General features: G+C 40.6%; 22 protein-coding genes. 6 read left to right on the plus strand and 16 right to left on the minus strand.

Annotated features, from left to right (window positions below; genetic code table 11):
- Positions 1-14: 14 nt before the first annotated feature.
- The 8 genes from cas2 to QXD64_06045 are packed head-to-tail and all read right to left on the minus strand — an operon-like array spanning position 15 to position 6,966.
- Positions 15-278, minus strand: a complete 264-nt coding sequence (gene cas2 / locus QXD64_06010) for a CRISPR-associated endonuclease Cas2 (protein ID MEM3396869.1) — start codon at positions 276-278, stop codon at positions 15-17.
- A gap of 3 nt (positions 279-281) precedes the next feature.
- A complete protein-coding gene (gene cas1b, locus QXD64_06015; protein ID MEM3396870.1) occupies positions 282-1,361 on the minus strand; it encodes a type I-B CRISPR-associated endonuclease Cas1b in 1,080 nt (359 codons plus the stop codon).
- Positions 1,362-1,365: 4 nt separating this feature from the next.
- A complete protein-coding gene (gene cas4, locus QXD64_06020) occupies positions 1,366-1,932 on the minus strand; it encodes a CRISPR-associated protein Cas4 (GenBank protein ID MEM3396871.1) in 567 nt (188 codons plus the stop codon).
- Complete coding sequence (locus QXD64_06025) at positions 1,892-2,902, minus strand: hypothetical protein (GenBank protein ID MEM3396872.1); 1,011 nt, start codon at positions 2,900-2,902, stop codon at positions 1,892-1,894. Before QXD64_06025 ends, cas4 begins: the two co-directional genes overlap by 41 nt.
- Before the next feature lie 5 nt (positions 2,903-2,907).
- On the minus strand, positions 2,908-5,049 hold the full coding sequence (cas3, locus tag QXD64_06030; GenBank protein MEM3396873.1) for a CRISPR-associated helicase Cas3': 2,142 nt from the start codon (positions 5,047-5,049) through the stop codon (positions 2,908-2,910).
- Positions 5,037-5,741: a CRISPR-associated protein Cas5 gene (gene cas5, locus QXD64_06035; GenBank protein MEM3396874.1), complete on the minus strand. Its 705-nt coding sequence runs from the start codon at positions 5,739-5,741 to the stop codon at positions 5,037-5,039. Before cas5 ends, cas3 begins: the two co-directional genes overlap by 13 nt.
- A 5-nt stretch (positions 5,742-5,746) precedes the next feature.
- A complete protein-coding gene (gene cas7i / locus QXD64_06040) occupies positions 5,747-6,622 on the minus strand; it encodes a type I-B CRISPR-associated protein Cas7/Cst2/DevR (GenBank protein MEM3396875.1) in 876 nt (291 codons plus the stop codon).
- Positions 6,619-6,966 carry a hypothetical protein gene (locus QXD64_06045; protein MEM3396876.1) on the minus strand — a complete coding sequence of 116 codons (348 nt, stop codon included), beginning with the start codon at positions 6,964-6,966 and terminating at the stop codon, positions 6,619-6,621. Before QXD64_06045 ends, cas7i begins: the two co-directional genes overlap by 4 nt.
- Positions 6,967-7,524: 558 nt before the next feature.
- Here QXD64_06045 and QXD64_06050 point away from each other — a divergent pair.
- Entirely contained in the window at positions 7,525-8,532 is a 1,008-nt protein-coding gene (locus QXD64_06050) for a DGQHR domain-containing protein (GenBank protein MEM3396877.1), read from the plus strand.
- Between the two features lie 119 nt (positions 8,533-8,651).
- On the opposite strand, the gene gltA is transcribed toward QXD64_06050, so the two are convergent.
- The 6 genes from gltA to QXD64_06080 form a co-directional block, all read right to left on the minus strand.
- Positions 8,652-10,046 carry an NADPH-dependent glutamate synthase gene (gene gltA, locus QXD64_06055; GenBank protein MEM3396878.1) on the minus strand — a complete coding sequence of 465 codons (1,395 nt, stop codon included), beginning with the start codon at positions 10,044-10,046 and terminating at the stop codon, positions 8,652-8,654.
- A complete protein-coding gene (locus QXD64_06060) occupies positions 10,047-10,940 on the minus strand; it encodes a sulfide/dihydroorotate dehydrogenase-like FAD/NAD-binding protein (GenBank protein ID MEM3396879.1) in 894 nt (297 codons plus the stop codon). It lies immediately after the preceding gene.
- 128 nt (positions 10,941-11,068) lie between these two features.
- Entirely contained in the window at positions 11,069-11,365 is a 297-nt protein-coding gene (locus tag QXD64_06065; GenBank protein ID MEM3396880.1) for a hypothetical protein, read from the minus strand.
- A 65-nt stretch (positions 11,366-11,430) separates the two neighbouring features.
- Entirely contained in the window at positions 11,431-13,620 is a 2,190-nt protein-coding gene (locus QXD64_06070) for a tetratricopeptide repeat protein (GenBank protein ID MEM3396881.1), read from the minus strand.
- The gene (locus QXD64_06075) at positions 13,617-13,895 is read right to left on the minus strand and encodes a hypothetical protein (GenBank protein ID MEM3396882.1); all 279 of its coding nucleotides are present in this window, start codon (positions 13,893-13,895) and stop codon (positions 13,617-13,619) included. The genes QXD64_06070 and QXD64_06075 overlap by 4 nt, the downstream gene beginning before the upstream one ends.
- Before the next feature lie 8 nt (positions 13,896-13,903).
- Positions 13,904-14,068: a hypothetical protein gene (locus tag QXD64_06080; protein ID MEM3396883.1), complete on the minus strand. Its 165-nt coding sequence runs from the start codon at positions 14,066-14,068 to the stop codon at positions 13,904-13,906.
- A 177-nt stretch (positions 14,069-14,245) separates the two neighbouring features.
- Here QXD64_06080 and QXD64_06085 point away from each other — a divergent pair, with 177 nt between their 5' ends.
- The 5 genes from QXD64_06085 (at position 14,246) to QXD64_06105 (ending at position 18,826) form a co-directional block, all read left to right on the plus strand.
- The gene (locus QXD64_06085; protein ID MEM3396884.1) at positions 14,246-14,854 is read left to right on the plus strand and encodes an ATP-binding protein; all 609 of its coding nucleotides are present in this window, start codon (positions 14,246-14,248) and stop codon (positions 14,852-14,854) included.
- A gap of 55 nt (positions 14,855-14,909) precedes the next feature.
- Positions 14,910-16,958 carry a hypothetical protein gene (locus QXD64_06090; protein ID MEM3396885.1) on the plus strand — a complete coding sequence of 683 codons (2,049 nt, stop codon included), beginning with the start codon at positions 14,910-14,912 and terminating at the stop codon, positions 16,956-16,958.
- 76 nt (positions 16,959-17,034) lie between these two features.
- Positions 17,035-17,451: a hypothetical protein gene (locus QXD64_06095; GenBank protein MEM3396886.1), complete on the plus strand. Its 417-nt coding sequence runs from the start codon at positions 17,035-17,037 to the stop codon at positions 17,449-17,451.
- On the plus strand, positions 17,441-18,304 hold the full coding sequence (locus QXD64_06100; GenBank protein MEM3396887.1) for a phospholipase D-like domain-containing protein: 864 nt from the start codon (positions 17,441-17,443) through the stop codon (positions 18,302-18,304). The genes QXD64_06095 and QXD64_06100 overlap by 11 nt, the downstream gene beginning before the upstream one ends.
- 324 nt (positions 18,305-18,628) lie before the next feature.
- On the plus strand, positions 18,629-18,826 hold the full coding sequence (locus QXD64_06105; GenBank protein MEM3396888.1) for a hypothetical protein: 198 nt from the start codon (positions 18,629-18,631) through the stop codon (positions 18,824-18,826).
- A 33-nt stretch (positions 18,827-18,859) separates the two neighbouring features.
- Here QXD64_06105 and QXD64_06110 read toward each other — a convergent pair whose 3' ends face one another.
- Both QXD64_06110 and QXD64_06115 read right to left on the minus strand, forming a co-directional pair.
- Positions 18,860-19,675, minus strand: a complete 816-nt coding sequence (locus tag QXD64_06110; GenBank protein MEM3396889.1) for an NAD(+)/NADH kinase — start codon at positions 19,673-19,675, stop codon at positions 18,860-18,862.
- Entirely contained in the window at positions 19,672-20,469 is a 798-nt protein-coding gene (locus tag QXD64_06115; GenBank protein MEM3396890.1) for an inositol monophosphatase family protein, read from the minus strand. Before QXD64_06115 ends, QXD64_06110 begins: the two co-directional genes overlap by 4 nt.
- Positions 20,470-21,052: the final 583 nt, after the last annotated feature.

Genomic DNA, 21,052 nt, shown 5'->3' on the forward strand with positions numbered 1-21,052 from the left:
TACTACAATGACATTTAAATAATCGTGCCTAACTGGGCTTTTTCAACACCAATCGTTTTAATTTTTACAGCATCAGATGTTCTCAGAATGTAAATCCTCACAGAATCTACATTCTCGTCTATAATCTCCTTCAAGCCACTTTCTACACGCAAGAATTGAGAGTCAGTTAATTCGCCTTCAAACACTGAATTCTGCACCCATGCCAGAAAACAACGCAAGAAGTTGCACACTTTGGAAACCCTTTCCACACTCACATCATACACAATTATCACATACATATTCTACCACCATATAACAAACGGTTCATACGGTTTCAAGCTCAAAAATTCCTTGCAAAGTTTCAGACACTCAAGGTATATCAAGCGTTCGTAAGACACATTTCTTCCAAGCTCTCTATGTTTTATCGTTGTCTTAAGCCGTTCATCAAAATCTCTAACAAATTTTTCTTTACCAGATTTATTAAGCAGGCATCCATTCAATTCTTTCACAAAATCGTTTTCTGTAATCACATCCTTGTTCACAAGCTTAAAAATTGTTCTATCTACCAGAAACGGTTTGAAAATCTCTGAGATATCCAAAGAGAGAGAAAATCTTCGCTCTGAAGGTTCATGAAGAAAAGATATTGTTTGATCCAGTTGCGTATGGTATATTGCATTTATCGTCACTCCATACAAGAGGGAGTTGCCAAAACTGATCATTGCATTGATTGGATTCTCTGGTGGGTGTTTTGTTCTACCCTCAAACTGAAATGTCTCCTTCAGAATTTTAGAAAATGTGCCATAATAGATGTTCCTGATTGTTCCCTCTATTGCCATCAATTCACTCACATCATTGTACTGGTCTAAATTCGCGATATGATTTTTTATCGTAATAATCTCCTCGTTCAGATTCTTACCCTCGTTCTGGTAATACTCCAGATTTCGCAGAATGTTTTTTGCAGCACCTTCGACAAATTTTCTTGCGAGTTTTAAACGCTTCATTCTATCTAGATAGTATGCTGCCTGTCTTATGTGCATCTCGCCAGAAAGCAAACTTTCATGCGGGTACAGTGTAGATTCATAATGTCCGTAATAGCCAAAGAAATGCACTGGAATTTTCTGCTTTGCCAGAAATGAGATTACTCCAGATGTTATTGACACCCTGCCAATTCCAAAAATTGAGTTGATCTGTTCAATTGGTAAAATTCTTCTCTCATACTCTGGCTTTTCAGACAAATTCTCGGTTTCTACCTCTACTTCCTCTCCATCCACTTCTGCAGAAAATGGCTGTGGCTGGCTTTCATCCTTTGCAAACACAAAGTACACTGTGTTCTCCTTCCGAAGCAGTTTTCCATTTCTCAAGATGTAATAGTTTACTTTCATTTTCTCACACCCAGCAGAATTCGTAATAGGCACAGGACTTGCAATAGGGTTTGTAAACGGGCTTTGGAGATTCTGGTAAAGAGATTATCTTATTAATCTCTTCCAAAATTCTCAACATTTCAGATTCTTTCTCAGCAGTCAAATTTACTTCTGTCCTCTTCCGCTCACTTGGATACGCTACGATGCCCTTAACTTTCAAAACTTTCTTTATATTTTTCAGATACCAGAGATAATACAGAACTTGATAGATGTGGGCTTCTTCAAACTTGCTTGATTTCTTTATATCTACCACAACCAAACCACCAGAACTTTTGACAAAATCTAACGAAATCTTATCATCTATAAGTAAATTTTTTGTTTTGATATTCTTGAAACTTTCTTTTTCAAGTATCTTACCAGCAATAACTAAATCAGATTCTTGTTCATATGTAATATAATGAGAAAAAAGCCAGAGCTGGGTTTTGCAATGAAAATAGTAGTTTACCTTTACTCCACCTACTAAAATCTCAGGGTCTATTTCTATGGTTTCGTCAGAGGATTCCGTAGAATTGCTTTGCCCCTGCAACACCATAAATACCTCTATGCTTCTTCAGCTCTGTGTTGCACTTTATTTCTATAATCTGTGAAAGAAGCTCCCCATTAATACGGTGATATCTGAGGAGATAATACACCAACATCTCCCTTTTTTTGGTGGCCAATTCTCTGAGTTGTTGGTCAGAGATGTTTACAATTGAATTCAAAAATTCAACTGTAGTGTTTTCTGGATTTAACCACTTTTTAATTAGATTTATAGATTGAGGGAACACATGATACATCCCTTTTGTTTCTCTCCCAAATATTACTAATGTCGTATTTTCAGACCACCCAAAATCCGCTCCAAATTTTTCAGAAATTATTCTTTCCCATGGTTCAACATTGGTTTCACCTTCATATTTACGCCAATCCTCCAATCCTTTAACTGCCCAGAACTGGAGAAGTACTAGTGTGCTGAAAAACGGCTGCGATGCAGGATTGAACCTGATTTTAAGTCTCTCCATTATTGGTTTGAAATCCAGGCCTTTCCTTCCCATTATCACCGTAGATGTTATTAGCGTATTCCGCAACCATTTTCTGCCAGAATCGCCGATATTATCCATATTAACGATATAGCTGCCGAATTTGACCCCCGTATATATTAAGTACAGAACTCGCCAGAGCTCCTCCTCTTCTTCAACACCTTCTCCGATCATATTCAAATTTGACTCTTTAATCATAGTGGGCCAAATAAATGACTTGGCTTCTTCATTTATAGATTGTTCAACAATAACTTCCAGAAATTCCATAATTTTATTTCTAACCATTTCACTGTTGTTTTCTTGTTTATATTTATCAATATCGTTTTTTATTTTCCATCTCTGTCCCGCATACCCTCTATCTGTCTCTTTAAAGGGCACAAGGTTAGGGAATATATCCCAAATTCCCATTATGTACTCTGTGTCCACATTGTAGTTTCCATCTACATCTTTCTCAAAAATAAACTCTCTAAGTTTTTCTTTCCACATTTCTTTCACCCCAGGACTGTGTTTAGCTCTTCATTTCTTATAAAACCATACCTTTCGTGGTAAACAAAATTCCCTGCTTTATTAACGAGTGGCAAACCTCCGTATCTTCTATCTACACATCCTTTCACAGAATATATTGGCACCTGAACAGCATACCCCTTCAGTTGTGAGACAACAGATAACTTTTCGTCTTCCTCTTCGTATCTTTTTATCAATCTTTCAATTCTACCCATCAAAGCTTCCCCTTCTTCGGTCTCAGAGAAAATGAGACCCGTGTATGGGATTATCAAAGTTGTGAAACTCTCTCGATAGGACAATAGTTTCATTGCCTCTTCCTCTGATATATCCAAGCTGAAAAAATATCCAGCCCTATTTGTGTTTTCAAACCCAGTTTCAAGCTTCAATTCATCTCCTGCCTTATTGAGCTTTTCTAACATCTCCTCTTTTGAGTATACCTCATTCAGCTTATTAAACAACTCAAGTTCAGTTTTTATCTCCCGCAATTCCTCTAAAAATTTTTTAGAAATTTCTAATTCATCTCGTTCGTAGGGATAATATTTTTCATTTTTTACTTCGGGATTGTAAATAAACACATTCACTTCTCTTGTCGTTTTACCTCTCCTGTTGACTCGCCCGAATCTTTGAATAAGAGATGGCAACGGTGCCAGCTCTGTGAACATCACATCATATGAAATATCCAAAGATACTTCACAGACCTGTGTAGCGACCAATATATGTGGAGTTGTCGCTAACTCCTCAATTTTTTCCTCAATTTCTCTTCTAGTGTTGTATATAAACCTCCCATGAAGGAGAAGAGAACATACTCCTTCGTATTTTTCTATTTCACGCTTAATTTTCACGGCACTTTCAACTGTGTTGCAGATAACCAATACTTTCTTCTTTTTACCTGCTTCTACAACTTTGGCCACTTCCTCTGCAAGCATGCACTCCCTCACTTCAAATTTAACCCTACATAGGTCAGCACACAAACTAATTCTATCTACAAAATCTTTCTCATTTGTTATTATGCCCATTTTTTCTCGAATTGCCTCTCTCAACCCGTCTGGAAAAGTGGCAGACATAAATAAAATATTAAGATTGTAAACATCGATGAATTTTTTAAAAATATGAAGTAATAAAAAGAGCATTTTATCATTTAGTAGATGCACTTCATCTATAATAACTGCAGTATTCCTGAACATTACACGTTTCATATGATAACTACCTGTCTGAAGAAATGAAAGCAGAACTTGGTCAATAGAGGTTATCATATAAGGTTGGAGAAAATGCTGGCTTTCAAAAATTCGCCAATCAACATAGCTCTTTTCTAGTCTTTCATCTGCAATCTCAACATCATAGAAGTAGAAATACTTCCCAACATCTGAATCAAATAAGTTGCTCAATTTATTATGAAAACTATTTATTGCAGTGATAGTTGGAAAAATAAAGAACACTTTTTTTATATCTTTATTAATAATATATAAAGGAGATGCACTAGTTTTTCCCCAACCAGTAGGTGCTCTCAGAAAACCGATTCTACCTATATTCTTGATATCCTCTTGCTCCGCCTTCCTATATGGGTCGTTAAGAAAACTATTCAAATTTGCTTCATTTAAATCGGGCTTTCTGGGTATATATCCAGATTTAGAAGATGCAGATAGACAATCTGCAATCTTGAAGAGGCCATACGCATCAGCGAGTTCCACTCTTTTTTTGAAATCAAAAGTGTTAAAGAACCAACTCCTCAATTTTCCTTCTGGCCCCAACGACTCAATCAATTCTCGGTATCGCTCAAATCCTGTAGTTACTCTCAAGTTTCCATGGTGTTTTAGAATAAGGTATGCTACCAAGCAGTCATATTCACCAAGATCTTGTTTTTCTTCGGATTTCTTCTTGAGATAATATTGTACAGAAAAATCAGCATGCGTCGTCTCCCCGTTGAAATTCCAAGCTGGATTGAGCTTACCCCAATCATGGTATTCTATTACTTCCGAAATCATCTCTTCTATCTTTTTGTCGTTCAATCCGTAAAAAGACGAGAATTTCCTGTATATTCGTCGTACTTCATCTACATGGCAAAAAAGACATTTGTTTGGATGACTTTCTTTCGCATAGGGAGATTCCCATTCTATCCTTATGTCCTCCATTCCCCCACCAATACAAATTTATGGAGTGGATAGAGCGCAATGTACTTACCGCTTACTTCAACCGTATTTATTTCATTCATACGCTCCTTTTTCAGTTTGACACACCCATTAAGAATAAATGTGAAATTTTTATCAATATCTGCCAAATTATGGTTTACGGGCAATATCTGGAAAGAGGTACCCGATGTTATCTCGCCAATCCACATGGTTGGGATATAATTTGAGACGAACTCACTATTCTTAATTTCAAAATTGCCAACAATTTCCCAATCTTTTACGAAAAAGTCATTTTGACCACCAAATGGGAGATAACATATCGCTTTACTGAGCTGATTGCCTATTTCCATAATCTTTGATTCATCACCCCCAATTGCTATTAAGTATGTGGGCTCGTTAAGAATTGAAATGGTTTCTACGCCCTTACCCCTATTCTGCTGTTTAAGTTTACTGAAGAGCATATAGGTAGCATTCTCCCTGTTTTCGGCAATTTTTTTAGAAGAATCTACACATGCACCGAAAACACAATCTGTAAAGGTGCGAGCAGCATTTCTTCTTGAGAGCCCAAGCATACTTCCAAACATTCCAGCTACAGATGTTGGCAGCGGAATGGGATAGCTCAGCCTGGAAGTTTTAGTATAGTGCACTTTAAAGAACGCTTCGAAAAAGGTAATCCTAATTACCAGAGCTTTCATATTCTTCATAGAAATTTAGTGATTTCGTCAACTGCCTTGCCGACACTAGCTTTTTCTATTTTTTGTGGTAAATCACCTATGCTGCCCTTGTAATCAATAAACAGTATTTTACTGGCTTTATTTACAATCTCTTCTCTGTTCGTAATCATTTTTAGGTTTTCTAAAGATATTCTATTATTTTCAAAATCATAATCGAGGTGTTGATAGATAGGTAATGGCCCATTTTCTGAGAGCACCACTAGTGATGCTATGTACTCTGGGATATTCAATGAATTTGTACGTCGTGGGAGTACGTATGCTGGCGCAAGCAAGATCTCGGCAAAATTTTTTATTCTTTTTGCCCGCTCTCCACCATCCAACACCGAGCCATCTTCAAATTTGCCTATATAGTCATACATTATGCAATTCAATTTTCCAACAAACTCCGCAATTTCGACTTCGAAAGGAACTGGGTTATCATCTACTTTGCCTGCCCATTGTCTTGGAAACCTTGCACCAAATTCGGATTTTACTGGTGTGTCCTTTATTGCTTTGAAATAAGAAAGGGCAACTGGTGCCTGGCGTCTCTCTGCGGTTTTACCTCTACCCTTTGTTGACATGTATCCAAAAAGATCATTGTCAACATACTTCTTAGGGTCCCCTGTATCTGCTAAGCGAAGCGCCTCTGTCGCCTTCGGATCACTAATAAATGGATCTACTTCCAAACCTCGGTTTCGTAACGCATCCCGTATCGCATACTTCACGGCTCTAGCAGACACGAATGGTAGTACTTCCCCACTTGAAGAGTACATTTTCTTCAGCGTCACTCTCGTACCAATCACTTCATCGGCGTTCACATTGCCCGATATCTTTCCTAATATCGATACTTGTACGACTTTCATTCTTCTTCGCCTCCTTTTTCTAATTCCTTACCTGACGAGGACAGTGCGTTCAGAAGACCAGTGAGTACTGCCGCTTTCATATAATAGAAACTATCTGCATGCCACTCTGTTCTCATTATTTCTGGATGTATCCATACATTTGCCTGGATATTTGTGTTCGTTTTATATTCCATCAACCTTTTAGACAACTTTTCTAAAAAGCGTCCTGGTGTTTCCTCAGCCCTTAAATCAAAGATCAAACGCCTGAGAAGATCTCTCCCTGTATCTCTATCGTACATTTTTTCATTATTCACAATGTTAGCCCCAATACTATATGCCCAACCAAAGATTTGCTCATATGCCATGTTCATGATAATATATCCCCTATATTTATTCTTTTCTCGTCATTTTTGCTTTGAATAAGAAACCTTCGTGTAGTTTTGGATTTTTGGTATTAACTCTCTTGCTAGAACTCAAATATGAGTTATCTATTGTATTCATTATTTCTTTTCTTCTTCAATTTACTCTTCTCTCTGTAACCAAAAGGTTATAACTTTTTAGTTATCTTATGGAGAAAGTCGATTAGTAGATATCAAAGTTAGAATTATATATTAAATATTTTAACAATAATGTAGCACTAATGCAAAAATCCTTTCTTCTCAGAATATAAAGATTTGGATTTATGGTATAATCTACCATCTCCAAGTCTCAGTAATGGCTAATCTTTATCGCCCTTCTCGTGCGGGTTCTATACAAAAAAATTAAATACACCCATAATAATACAACGCTGGTGGTTTTATATGCTCGCAATAAAAATCCAGCAGAAAGACGGTGTTTTTTATTTCGTAAATTATCGTGCAGAAGACATTCTGGAAAAAGTCAGGTTCATGACTAGGTAATATCTGGAAGGGGAAGAGTTGCCTATGGAGAGTCCTAGTAAGAAAGAAGAGAACGATGAGATTGTAGAATTTATCTCAAAGATTGAAAAAACAGATAAGGCATTCCAGCGAATGTTAATTCGCAGAAAGGTCAGAGATATAAGAGATTTTTATAGAAATGCTAATGAGCAGCCGCTGATCCCAGGTGCAATTCTGTTGTACACTCCTGAAAAACTCGATTTCAAACCATTGGAAAACTATGATACTGTTGGCAACCTCACCGAGCCGAGAGAAAAATACTATATTATCGATGGACAGCATAGATTAGCTGGACTTTATTTTTATGCCAAAGAGAATTCTGAAAATATAAAAAACATATATGTGCCAGTAATGATTTTTGATGGGCGTCAGGAAGATTTCGCCGCCGAAATGTTTGTAATCATAAATTCCACTCATACCAAAATAAACAAATCCCATTTAGTGGACTTAATGGAGAAAGTGACCTTTAGTACTAGCAAGGAGAAAAAACTCGCTGCTAAAGTTGTCATTGGTCTGTATGAGGATGCAAGGTCTCCATTGAGATACAAGATAAACAGATTGGGCGGAAGGAGCAGACAGGAAAAATGGATCTTACAATCGGAACTCTTCAATGAAATTTACAAACTTGTGAATGACGAAAAGATACGGAAAAAATTTGGTGATGTCTCTTGGTTTGATTCGAAAATCACCTGCACGGTGACAGAATTATTTATCGACTGGTTCAAAGCTGTATCCAATGTATTCTCCCCAGAATGGGGCGATAAAAAATACATGATTACTGAAAGCGTGACCCTAAAAGCTTTTGTCAGGGTATTAGGCGAACTTCTAAAAGACAACACTACCTTTGACGAATGGATGCGTGATAAAGCACCCAGGGTTTTTGAGCAAAAAATTGCAAAGTGGTCTAATATCAAAAACAAATTCAGAAGAGATGGGTTTTATGAGAGATACCCTGCAAAAGGACAAGTGGAGAGAGTAAAAATAATAAAAGACGATTTGATTAGAAATATGTAATGAATTAAAAATCATATGAAAAATCGTTACTTGTTTCTGGAGTGTACATTTTCCATTTTTAGAAAAAAATTGAAAATTTTTCCATTTTTGGAAAATGGGTCTAAGGTAGCCAGCACTGTTTACCTTCCCCTCAGCCACGCATCTATGTCCTTTGCAGCCCGCTTTCCAGCACCCATCGCACTGATTACCGTTGCAGAGCCAGTCACAGCATCTCCACCAGCCCAAACCCTATCCTTCTTTGTCTTTCCTGTCTTCTCATCCGTCACAAGGGTTCCATGCTTTGTAGTCTCAAGTCCAGGTGTCGTTGAAGAAACCAATGGATTGGGACTTGTCCCGAGAGCAACAATCACCGCATCCACTTCCATTGTGAACTCACTGTTTGGCTTCGGAATCGGTTTTCTTCTTCCAGAAGCATCTGGCTCACCCAGCATCATTTCGTAGCACTCCATTGCCTTAACCCAGCCCTTCTCATCTCCAATGAACCGCTTCGGATTTGTCAGGAACTTAAAGATAATGCCTTCCTCCTCTGCATTTTCTACTTCCTCAGCTCTTGCAGGCATCTCTGCTTTTCCCCGTCTATAAACCACATATACCTCCTCATAACCAATCCTTTTTGCACACCTCGCTGCATCCATTGCCACATTTCCGCCACCAATCACCGCCACTCGCTTCCCCTTCTTCACTGGAGTATCATACTCAGGGAAAAGATACGCCTTCATCAAATTGATTCTTGTGAGAAACTCATTTGCAGAATAAATTCCATTCAGATTCTCGCCCGGAATATTCAAAAACATTGGAAGGCCAGCACCTGTGCCTAGAAACACTGCATCGTATTTCTGCAAAAGCTCATCCACTGTAACCATTCTTCCTATCACTGTATCCAGTCGGATTTCAACACCGAGCGAGGCCACATAATCCACCTCCTCCTGCACTATCTGTTTTGGCAATCTGAACTCTGGAATCCCGTACATCAACACGCCACCTGCATAATGCAACGCATCGAAAATTGTCACTCTATGCCCCATCTTTGCAAGGTCTGCAGCACAGGTAAGTCCGGCGGGCCCAGAACCCACAACCGCCACCTTTTTTCCAGTTGGCGGTGCAATCTCATCCTTTGGAACCATATCTGGATGTGCTCTTGCCCAGTCAGCCACAAACCTTTCCAGTGCTCCAATTGCAATTGGTGCATTTTTCTTTGCCAGCGTGCACACGGCCTCGCACTGCTTTTCCTGCGGACACACTCTACCACAGATTCCAGGTAGTGCATTCGTCTTCTTCAGAACTCTAACCGCCTCAACAAAATTTCTTTCCTTGATTGCCTTGATAAAGCCGGGAATGTCGTTATTCACTGGGCAGCCGTCAATGCAGGGATGCTTCGGACATTGCAGACACCGTTCCGCTTCCTTAACAGCCAGGTCCTCCGTGAAACCCAAAGCCACCTCATTGAAGTTCTTTACTCTCTCCTCTGGCTTCTGCTTTGGTAGATGCGTTCTCTCAAGATTCAACTTTGCCATTTACTGCACCCCCTTCATCTGGTTTTCCCACAGCTGGAGCGAGAGCTTCTCCTCTTCCAGATAAATTCTCTGTCTTGCCATAAACTCATTCCAATCCACAAGATGTCCATCAAAGTCAGGTCCATGGACACACGCAAACTTTGTCTCTCCGCCCACTGTCACCCTACAGCAGCCGCACATTCCAGTTCCATCAACCATGATTGGATTCAAGCTCACAACCGTCTTTACATTGAATGGCTTTGTTGTAGCTGCACAGAACTTCATCATAATTGCTGGCCCAACAGCAAACACCAGGTTCACTTTTTCCCGCTCCAGCACTTCCTTCAGCGGCTCTGTGACAACCCCTTTTCTTCCGTAACTTCCATCATCTGTGGTAACAATCAACTCATCACTCACGCTTCGCATTTTATTCTCCCAGAAAAGCAAGTCCTTTGTTCTCGCACCCATTATATTAATCACCTTGTTACCTGCACTTTTCATTGCTCTGGCAACTGCAAAAGCAGGTGCGACACCAACACCGCCACCCACGCAAACTACAGTACCAAACTTTTCCACATGTGTGGGAGCACCTAAAGGTCCAATCAAATCTGGGACGCAATCGCACTCCTTCAGCAACCCCATCTGCTTTGTTGTCTTCCCGATTTCCATGAACACGAGTGTAATTGTTCCTTTGCTCTTGTCCCAATCTGCTAGCGTCAATGGAATTCGCTCACCCTTTTCGTGAATTCGCACCATCACGAACTGCCCTGCTTGCGCCCTCTCTGCAATCAATGGAGCTGTAACTTCCCATAAATTTATATTCTGAGCTAACCTTTCCTTCCTCACAATCTGAAACTTGCATTCAGGCCATATTGCTTCCCTGCTGCAACTGCAGCTTTTTTCATTTTGATGCATGGAAATCCACCTCTGCAATTTGGGTGAACTTCATGGAAGATAAATATTTTTGGTTTACTTATAAAAAGAGGGAAAAAACACTGGCTATGGGGTCAGGTACCGAAAACCGATAACTCGAGTTTATTCTCCTACCAATTACATTTGTTTATGAACATCATCATTTTCTGGAAATTTTCCTGAAACAACCTTGGATCTCGAGACCGCATACCCAAGGGTCTAAGGCGGTGCATGATCGTCATACTTTTCTCTCTATTCAAGGTCTCCTTATCCCAATCCACTCCAACATCTTTAGCTAGGGTTCTGATTGTATTTTCCGCCTGAGTTCTATCGCCATTCATTACCGCAGTCAAACAAAGTGTCATCGCTTCCTTTAATTCCACTGGAGTTATCTTCTCCTTAGCCATCAGCTCTTCAATCGTGGTCAAATTTATTCCTCCATTCTATAACATTCTGTTGAGCTTAGAAGAAGAACGCCATATATATTATTTTGCTATTTCTTGCTATTTGCACGGAGCAACGCGTACTTTTCCTCGCCCATAGCCACCTTTCGCTTCCCCTCTTCTTCCCTCCCGAGTGCAATTTCTGCCTTTCCAAGATTAATCAATGCAGGTGCTTCGAGCAACTCCAGATCTAGTTTCTCAGCAATCTTCAAAGCTTTCGATGCAAGCGTCTCTGCCTCCTCTGGCTTCTCCTCCAGCAAAACATGTGCAAGATTCACAGCTGCAAACCCATAATTTATCAACTCTCCAGTATCCTCTGTTTCCTTCAAAACATTATGAAGCAATGCTGCTGCCTTTTCTCTCTTGCCTAAATTTACTTCTGAAATTGCTAAGTTTATCCTGATTTTGTTCTTAATTCCACCATCTGGTGTTGCCTCAATCGCCCGCTCAAAATATCCGACTGCTTGCTCATAGTCCCCCTTATCCATCAACAAATTTCCAAGCTCTGCAAGGGCAATGCCCTGCTCTGCACCTGCAGCAAGTGCATCCAAGAATACTTCCATCGCTTTGTCCAACTCACCCATTCCCGCATATGCCCTTCCTTTCACTAGCAGAAACTTCGGATGCTGGAACCTTCTATAACCTTTATCAGCAACCTCAATCGCTCTCGCAAAATCCATGCCTAAATTGTAAGCCCTTGCAAGAATGTAAGATTTTTCCATTTCCCAGAATTTAGGAAGCTTTTCCTTAATCCCAGAAAGAATTTCAATAGCATGCATCCATTCGCCCTTCCTCACTGCAAGTTCTGCCCGCATACACTCAATTTCCCCTCTCTCCAGTTTCCTCAGTTTCTCAACTACCGTCTCGAGAAAACCTGTCTCAAACATGCCTATTATTTCACTGAAATGCTCTGCTAGAAATGCGGCCAAAACCTCATAATTTTCTGTTTCAACCAGCACACGCATACCCACTTTCAGAGCTGGAGCCTCACTTAACTTACCAACAAGTTCCCAGATTTCCTTACCCAGTGCTTGTCGCTCCTGTGCGCCCATTGCCCCGACCACAAAATCTCTGAGCAGTGGATGCACATAGCAGGAATTTTCAACCCAGTAAACCAAGCCCTTTCTTTCAAGTCCCATCACCTCAGCAATTCCAAGTTGTTCCCACAACAATGGAACTTCACCTGCTAAAGCAAGGACCTGGAGGACATGTTTCTCACTTGCACTCAATTTTGAAAACACCTCGTCAAACAGATATTTCCAGTTTGCCACCGTGCCTCCTTTTGCAAGCAAGAGCATCATGAGTGGATGCCCACCTGCCTTCGCATAAATCTCGCTCCTCTGTTCTCGTTCATTAACTCCTTCTTTTGCCAGCAACAATACACTGGCGCTCTCATCAAGTGCTGGAAGTTGAATCTCAACCATTTGACCAGAGGCAACATCCCTCTCGGTATAAAAGCTGGGTCTCTCCCTAGTCGCAACAATCAGCTTCACATTCTCGGCGAGAAAATTTCGTAGTTCCTCCTGCATTGTCCATAGGTTCTGAATATTATCCATACAAACTGTAAGCCCGTTCATTTCCTCAATTGCAAGCGCTCTAACTTCTGGACTGTAACCATTTCGCTGAAGATTTTTCTTCAATCGGAACCTGCCCTTCTTCGCAAGCCCATTTGCTAGAGTAGTATAAAATTCACTAAGAGAGCTTACTGGCTGTGGAAAATCTATATAAGGCAATGCATGAAGTTGAGCGATGTAGAGCAGAAGATGGGTTTTTCCGATGCCTGGCAGTCCATAAATCACAAGGATTCTCCCATTCCCAGTTGCCAGAAACTCATTCACCTTCTTTATCTCTAAATCTCTCCCGAACAATTCAATTGTTCTTTTTTCCAGAACTCGCTCTGATTTTCCAGCAATTCTTTGCATTAGCGTCTGGAGGTCATCAACTGCCTCAGGCATCTCTGCCTTAATCTTTGCTATCAATGGCTTCGCACTTTCCTTTCCCTTTTCAGTCAAAAAATACACATTTTTTCTGCGCAAGCCCCTGCTCACATGTGCAAGCTTCGAATAAACCACACCTGCCTCTCTCATTTCCTTCAGCACTGCGGAAACATGGGCTCTAGGTGCATAAACTGCCTCTGCAATTCCTTCCTGCGAGATAGCATCTGGTACCTCGAAATCGTTTTCGTATCTGGAATATAGAGAAAGATGAACCAGAATCCGCTCTCTTGTCACAAGATTCATTTTTTACCTCTTTGGCTGCTGTCAATGTGTTTCTCAACATAGTCATAGTATTCCTCGTCTTCCTCCTCTGCTCCATAAATCCCAAATACCATGCCTCTCCATTTCAACCCCCAGCCAGCATAATGGTAGATGACGAAAACAAGCAGGAACATCGTAAAGCCAGCGAGAAGGGCTGGCACTGGATGATACCAGAGAAAGTAGCCCCCAACTCCAGAAACAATACCAACTATCAAGGCAAACCAGAGCACCACTCTGTCTGTTCGTTTGTCCAGCATGATTCAACCTACAGATTTGTGTCAAAGTATTCCTGGAGTTCTTCAACAACGAGGCCTAGCAATTCTTCCAGTGACTTACTCTTCAGCGTAGAAACCTGTCCGTTGTTGTACTCTATTTTTGCCTTGAATTCCCGCTCTTTCGTAAACTCCACACTTACGATTACATCTTCCAATGTTCCAAACCTCCATATGGCAAGATAAAAAAACAGTATTTAAAACATGTGGGTTATGCGTGTTCCTTGTGGGGGATTCCATTGCGTTTTTCTCCTTGTGCAACAATATTCCCCATTTCTGTCACTTCATACTTTTTCTGCAAATTGATAAATATTCTTTTTCGTTTACATGCCTGAATGTCAACTATTAGATTACCACCTGAGTTTGTTGCCAGAGAAAATGAGTTTGGGTTTCTAAAACGAAGGCTGGAGAATGCAATGCATGGTGCTGGCTCCACAATTTTTATTGGTGGGGAGAGTGGTGTGGGCAAGACACGACTTGTTGAGGAACTTATTGCAGTTGCAGAGCAAAATGGGTTTCAGGTCTTCAGAGGACAGTGTTTTCTCGAATCCCTAGCCCCCTATGCACCCATCTCCGCAATGTTAAAGGAGGCGGAACTGGAACATCTTCTGGCACTGAAAGATTTTGAAGGTTGCCGTGTGCATCTCAACGATGCGGGGGAAATCGCTGGTGAGATTTCTGCAAAGGATGTTGAGGCACAATTTTTGTTAATTTCTGGTAGGCTTCTCAGTGCAGAGGGAAAAAGAGAGGAGGCAGAAGCGAAATTAAAAAGAGCTGTTGAGATTTATGAAGCAATTGGAAAATCAGATGTGTATTACTACAAAGCTTTGTTTGAGCTCGGAATAGTTCGGAAAGACAGGGCTATGCTGGAGAAAGTCCTGGCATTTTTCGAACACATAGGAAATAAGGTGTGGACGGAGAAGGTGAGGGAAACTCTGGGATAGCTCTGTCTGAAAGATTGTGCAAAAAGCCAAATACCCTCTTTCCATTGAGTCAACAATGAAGTCAGAAACAAAACGCCACATCATATTTCTCTGTGCTGCAATTGCCCTCGTTGGATTCTTCACCCAGCTTTTTCCCCACTCTTTTGATCATCCAGTTGTGCCTGACGAAAAAGCGTACTATCAGTGGGCTCTTCTTTACTCTGAAGGAAAGTTTGCGGTACGATTGGAGGATTGGTATGATGCCTTTGCTGTGAAGGAAGTTTATTTCAACCAAACCTGCCTATGCTCGATTTCACTGAACTATTCCGTTCTGGAAGACCATGGAATGTTTTTACTGGCTGGTAATGCTGTAATTGGTATTCCATCCTCCCTTCACATAAGGTTCTATCGCCTGGGAGAACCGCAGACACCACCCAAACTTCTTCTGGAGACAAACACAAGCGTAAATGGAGATTTTTCAATTCGTGAACTGCGGAGAGGTAATTATTTGCTGGGGGTAGCATATTTCAACGCTTCCTGGTTCCCTCCGATTAACCTCTTTCATAGGGAGATTGTGTCCCTTGGCACTCCCATGCCATACCACTTCTCACTTTCTGTGATTTCAAAAACCCAGCTGCAAAACAGCGCGTCACTGGAACTAAAAAATTCTGACATGCTTGGAAACCCAGTTCAAAATGCAATTGTAAATGTGACGAGGAAACAAACCCATGGTTTAGTTCCCGTTGCCAATACCAGAACAGACACCAATGGCTGTGCTACTGTAGTTGTCGACCAGCCGGGAAGCTATGTGGTTATTGCAAACAAGAGCGGTGCTGGTAAAGGTGCAATGTGTTCTGTGGTTGAAAAAGAGGGGCATCTTTATGCCGTGAATCACTGGCCGCCTGGTTACTCTCTAATCCTTGCCGCCTTCCTTAAGCTAGGAATTGCAAATTGCATAGGAGTGTTTTTTATGGCTCTTTGTGCGTTTACAATCTACATTGCTGGCAGAAGGTTGTTTGGTGCAGAAGTTGGGTTTTACGGTGCTTTGCTCCAGGTATTCTGCGGAATTGGAATCATGCTCGTTTTTGAAAAAGGGATGGCCGACTATGCAACAACAGCTCTTGCATTTGCGGGTTTTGCAATGCTGCTGGAGGCAATTCGAGGCCAGCACAGAACAATTGTTTCGGTTCTGCTTGCGTTCCTTGGTGGACTTGCAATGGGCTTCAGTGTTCTTGTGAGATATTCAAGCGTAGTTCTTTTCCTTGCCCCTCTTGCTCTCGCTCTTCATTTCCTCTACAAGCAATACAAGTGCGAGGCCTGTATTCGCAAAGGTATCCACACTTTCCTCAAACCCTTTCTCCCCTTTGCCCTTGGTACAATGATTCTGGCACTCTGCATAGCAAACTACAATGCCACACACTTCGGCTCCCCTTTTAACTCTGGCTATCAATATCCTCCCGGATTTGTTGTGGTTCAAAGCACTGACGGGAATTACACACCTGGCGTTTCTGAACCCGATAGCTCAATATTTGAATCCTATTTCTCCCCTTCTCTTGCATCCCTTTACAATCTTCCCAACATCCTGAAATACCTTTTCGTAGTGATGCCCGTATTCTTTCTTTTCCCAATTGGGCTCTGGATTTACAGAAAAAATCCAGATACTTGGTGGCTTTTCCTCTATGCACTTCCGCTTTTGATAATTTACATGCAACTATCCTGGGTTTCATCTTGGGACGACCCTACACGATGTATTGAAGACACACGCTATTTCCTTCCAGCCCTTCCCGCACTTTCACTGCTCACAGCCCTCGGTTTCCTGAACTTGAGAGAAAAAGCATCGCACAAATTCTGGCTTGACCTGACGGCTGGTGTGCTGGCAATCTCAGGGTTTCTTGTCAGCTATAGTGGTATTGCTCTTGCACTCTGGAGAACGAAAACACAGGTTGGAGGCGTGGTTCAGCCAGGCACTGCCGAACAGTATTTTCTACCTGCAGTCATTGCTGGGTGTCTGAACTTAGCAATAATTCTATATTGGCATGCACTTGCATTCTGGGATTTGAGGGGTAATAGGAGTTCAAACAATCGTGGGTACAATCAGGTCTCAGAAAAGTTTATAAAGAAATAATAATTTAAAGAGATTGAGAAATTTAACTTCATAGTAAACCTCAACATATCTGAGGTATCTAGATATGGTGACGAAGATGGGTATAAAAAACACAAAGTATGACATGACGATTCTAAACAAGTTTGAAATAAAGGATATGAATGATTGGGAGGGAGTAAATGCTGACCTCATCATCACAGATCCGCCATTCGGTATAGATTTCAGCGGAAAAAACGGAAACTATCACAGAAAGGCAGAATATGTTGTTGATGGTTATATGAATTTGAAAGAAAATGCTCAAACCTTGATTTTTTATGATAGAAACAACAAAGTAAAAGACAGTGTCCTCCCTCCAGAAAATCATGTTATTTGGAAATCCAAGTTTGGGTTAGTTTCAAAAAGGGGATTTGTTACAATCTGCAATCATTTTCCCTATATGTGTGTAAAAATGCAGATGTATCCGTGCAAAGAAAGAAATACTTTTTATATTGAAAGTGATAAATATGCAATATAAATTTCTAGTATCTCCATGGAAGAATGAATTTATAAATGTTATCAGCAAAACAACAAATAACTTGATTATATCTTCACCTTTTGTAGATTTGGATGGAGTAAAAATGTTATCAAATACACTTCATACAAAAAATTCAATTTCAATCACACTTGTTACTAACCTCACAACGCAAACTATAGTGAATGGACTTACCGATCCTACGGCACTATTAGAATTGTATAAACAATTTGGTCAAGTTAAAATTTCAAGTCTGGGTGGATTGCATGCAAAAGTGTATCTTGTAGATGAGAAAAAAGGAATTATTACCTCGGCGAATCTTACAAGGGGTGGTTTGTTGACTAATTTTGAATATGGAGTGTTAATAGATGATAAAAAAGTGATTTCTATCATAAAAAATGACATGTTGAATTACTATTCACTTGGGAATATACTTAGTGAGAATCTGTTAGAAGAAATTTGTGAAGAAGCTAAAAACTTGTATAAAATCAAAAGCAAAATAGATAAAAAAAATACAGAATTGGCTAGATTATCAAGGGAAAGCATCGAACGGATTGATATTCAATTATTAAAGAACAGAATAATGGAGGGAAAAACAATTAACGCAATATTTTCAGATACAATTCTATACCTTTTACAGATGAAAGGACCTTTAACTACAAAAGAACTTCATCTTTTTATCCAATCAATTCACCCGGATATTTGTGATGATTCCGTTGACAGGGTGATTAATGGACAGCATTTTGGCAAAAAGTGGAAGCACCAGGTGAGGTCCGCTCAACAATTTCTTAAGAGAAAAGGCCGGATTTATTTGGAGGGTGGCAAATGGTATTTAGCAACTCAGACAAGCCTATGATGTGGTGTATCAGAATCAACCCAGAAGATAATTTGTCAAATAACGATAGAGATTTTATAGTAGAGCTTGTAAGTGAAGAAGCGCGGAAAATTCCTAAACCGTATTATTTTATTTTGCATGATGTTGTGGAAAGTGAAAGATACTCCATAATGCTGATAGAAGGCACAAAAATTGCGCTTAGAAATTTATTACCAGTAATTAGGGATAATTTTCCTTGTAAAATCATTTATAGGCGATGTAAGGTATGAATAAAATTGTAAATTATAGCATCGTAATATCCAATGCTATTTTAGAATATGGATTGTCGGCTAATTCTTGCATTAATTGGTCCAGATATCTTACATAAAGATTGACGATTCAACCCTTGTTAAGTGTGGCTCATTCCAAAGAGATTTCAGGAATGCAGATGGTTCTCCGAGACGGGAGAAAGTTCTATTAGATTTAGAAAAGTTAGACGAGGAGATAATTTATTGTTTTGATTATAATACAAACCTTGCGAATTTTACATCTACCTATGAATAAAAATGTAAAAGTGAAGTAAGAAATTTGCATCCTTCACACAATCGTAGTTGCAATCAGCTTCTCCTCAAGTTTCTTGTAAAAATCAGTTTCAAATCTGATGAATTCTGCATCTCTGGTGGAACGGTGGATTTTCACTGTGGAACCTGGCTTCATTTTCACCTCTTCCTGTCCATCCACAACAACAACACAGGGCTTCTCGCTCGCTGGGAGTTTCACCTCCACACGGCTTGTTGCTGGCACAACATAAGGTCTTATTGACATCTTGAAAGGAGCAAGAGGCACAATCACAATTGCTTCCACTCTTGGGTCTACAATAGGCGAACCAGCACTCATTGCGTATGATGTAGAGCCAGTAGGTGTAGAGACAATGATGCCATCTGCCCTCACCTTTTGAATTGGTGTATCATCCACATGGATTTCAAATGCCCTCATTTTTGAAACCTGGGAAGTGTGAATTACCACCTCGTTTAAAGCATCTGGTAGATTTGCATCATCAATTTTTGCAGCAACCCGCATCCTTCGTTCCACTATGTATTTCTGGGTGAGCAAACGGGCTATTCCTTCCTTGATTTCAGATGCCTTTATTTCCGTCAAAAAGCCCAACACGCCTGCGTTAATGCCAAAAATCTTAGCGTTTGTGCGATGCAATGCCCTGAGAATTGTGCCATCGCCTCCAATTGTAATCAAGATGTCGATCCCTGCTTCCTCTATTCTTACACCCACTTTTCCCATCAGCTCAGCACATTCATCATCAACCACGATATGCTCCTTTTCAAGGAGTGAATACACCTGCCTCGCATACTCTAATGCATTCTTTACATTGGGATTAAAAAGCAGGCCATACTTCATCCTCTCACCTCAAGTAATTGCTTCACAAATTCCACACCCTCTTTTTTTCCTGCACAGACCACACTCCGCCTTGCCTCCAAGTTTAGAGGCATTTCCAGCTCCGCAAATTTATCATCTAATGCAATACCACCAGCTTCCCGCAAAATGAGGATACCTGCAGCAATGTCCGTGATTCTGAGATTCCTTTTTTCCTCTGTGTTCTTCATCAGGTATATGTCTGCAAAGCCAGAAGCAAGTAAGCACAGTTCCAAGGCTGCTGCACCAAAGCATCTGGTGCGATTTCCACTTCTTGCAATCCGCCATGCTTCCTCGGATGCATACTTCCCAATATAGACAAGAATCATGCATCTGGACTTATCAAATTCCCTTGTGAAAATTCTCTTTCCATTGAGAAACGCACCTTTGCCCTTTTCAGCCCAGAATGTGTCGCCTGTGACAAGATTTCGCACGAGGCCGATTTGCATCCCACTCAAGTTATGGCTTCCGTATGCAAGAGAGAAGGCGTAAAAAGGCAGGCCATTCACAGCGTTAATTGTGCCATCCAGAGGGTCTAGCACAAAGCATTCCTTTGTACCTTTGTCCATGAAACCCCTTTCCTCGGTTAACACACTCACGCCAGATTCTTCAAGCGTTTTCAGGGCAGTTTCCTCACAAACAATGTCTATCTTTTCACTCGGGCTCCCTGAGGCCCCGATACCCACATCTTTGCCTGCATCTGCATCCAGAATGTGCTTTTTGAACGCTAAACTAACCTCATCCGCAGCCCTCAGCATCAACTCCTTTATTTTTTCCATCAGGCAAGAGATAGGAGCAAGGGATTTAAATGTGATGGAACCCTTTTCAGGGTGCTTCGCACCCGAAAAGCGTTCACGGAAACCTTTTCAGGCTTCGCCCGAAAAGGTTTCATCCAAAACGGGGGTAGGTCGGAGATGCTAAGAGCATCTCCTTGGCACAGGTACCGTAGGGCGTAGCCCCGCTCGGAAAGCATGCAGAGAAAAACCTCAGTTCTGTTTTGAAACTGAGCAGTGAGCACAAAACCACAGGGTAAACGGATGCAACCCATGGTGTGCAAATCATGCAAATACTAGAATAACCAACAATTGTAGTTTTATCTTCAGATTTTTATAAATAAAAAATACCTGACTCAAAATAAATTTCATTTTCCGCTTTCGTGCCAGAACCACCTGTGCCTTACACAATTAACTACACGGGTCATAAAGAATAGCCATTACAAATCTTTATTTGGGAGTGGCATATAAAAACCTCCTTGGGTAGAAAGGAAGCATTCGCAGTGTGTCCCATTTGGAGCAAGATGGGACACCCTCTCTTTTCTAAGTAATGTCTCCATGCATCCATATTCCCAATTGAAGTCTCACC

It is taken from the genome of Thermoplasmata archaeon (assembly GCA_038874435.1).
Taxonomy (GTDB): domain Archaea; phylum Thermoplasmatota; class Thermoplasmata; order Lutacidiplasmatales; family SKW197; genus SKW197.

What these genes read in the sequence shown, in the direction of transcription:
- QXD64_06025 (MEM3396872.1), bottom strand. Translation starts at nt 2,902, where the DNA reads ATGTGGAAAGAAAAACTTAGAGAGTTTATTTTTGAGAAAGATGTAGAT.
- QXD64_06095 (MEM3396886.1), top strand. Translation starts at nt 17,035, where the DNA reads ATGGGTATAAAAAACACAAAGTATGACATGACGATTCTAAACAAGTTT.
- cas4 (MEM3396871.1), bottom strand. Translation starts at nt 1,932, where the DNA reads ATGGTGTTGCAGGGGCAAAGCAATTCTACGGAATCCTCTGACGAAACC.
- cas1b (MEM3396870.1), bottom strand. Translation starts at nt 1,361, where the DNA reads ATGAAAGTAAACTATTACATCTTGAGAAATGGAAAACTGCTTCGGAAG.
- QXD64_06115 (MEM3396890.1), bottom strand. Translation starts at nt 20,469, where the DNA reads ATGGAAAAAATAAAGGAGTTGATGCTGAGGGCTGCGGATGAGGTTAGT.
- cas7i (MEM3396875.1), bottom strand. Translation starts at nt 6,622, where the DNA reads ATGAAAGTCGTACAAGTATCGATATTAGGAAAGATATCGGGCAATGTG.
- QXD64_06050 (MEM3396877.1), top strand. Translation starts at nt 7,525, where the DNA reads ATGGAGAGTCCTAGTAAGAAAGAAGAGAACGATGAGATTGTAGAATTT.
- QXD64_06075 (MEM3396882.1), bottom strand. Translation starts at nt 13,895, where the DNA reads ATGCTGGACAAACGAACAGACAGAGTGGTGCTCTGGTTTGCCTTGATA.
- QXD64_06100 (MEM3396887.1), top strand. Translation starts at nt 17,441, where the DNA reads ATGCAATATAAATTTCTAGTATCTCCATGGAAGAATGAATTTATAAAT.
- cas3 (MEM3396873.1), bottom strand. Translation starts at nt 5,049, where the DNA reads ATGGAGGACATAAGGATAGAATGGGAATCTCCCTATGCGAAAGAAAGT.
- cas2 (MEM3396869.1), bottom strand. Translation starts at nt 278, where the DNA reads ATGTATGTGATAATTGTGTATGATGTGAGTGTGGAAAGGGTTTCCAAA.
- QXD64_06085 (MEM3396884.1), top strand. Translation starts at nt 14,246, where the DNA reads ATGTCAACTATTAGATTACCACCTGAGTTTGTTGCCAGAGAAAATGAG.
- QXD64_06110 (MEM3396889.1), bottom strand. Translation starts at nt 19,675, where the DNA reads ATGAAGTATGGCCTGCTTTTTAATCCCAATGTAAAGAATGCATTAGAG.
- QXD64_06090 (MEM3396885.1), top strand. Translation starts at nt 14,910, where the DNA reads ATGAAGTCAGAAACAAAACGCCACATCATATTTCTCTGTGCTGCAATT.
- QXD64_06060 (MEM3396879.1), bottom strand. Translation starts at nt 10,940, where the DNA reads ATGCATCAAAATGAAAAAAGCTGCAGTTGCAGCAGGGAAGCAATATGG.
- gltA (MEM3396878.1), bottom strand. Translation starts at nt 10,046, where the DNA reads ATGGCAAAGTTGAATCTTGAGAGAACGCATCTACCAAAGCAGAAGCCA.
- cas5 (MEM3396874.1), bottom strand. Translation starts at nt 5,741, where the DNA reads ATGAAAGCTCTGGTAATTAGGATTACCTTTTTCGAAGCGTTCTTTAAA.
- QXD64_06045 (MEM3396876.1), bottom strand. Translation starts at nt 6,966, where the DNA reads ATGGCATATGAGCAAATCTTTGGTTGGGCATATAGTATTGGGGCTAAC.
- QXD64_06070 (MEM3396881.1), bottom strand. Translation starts at nt 13,620, where the DNA reads ATGAATCTTGTGACAAGAGAGCGGATTCTGGTTCATCTTTCTCTATAT.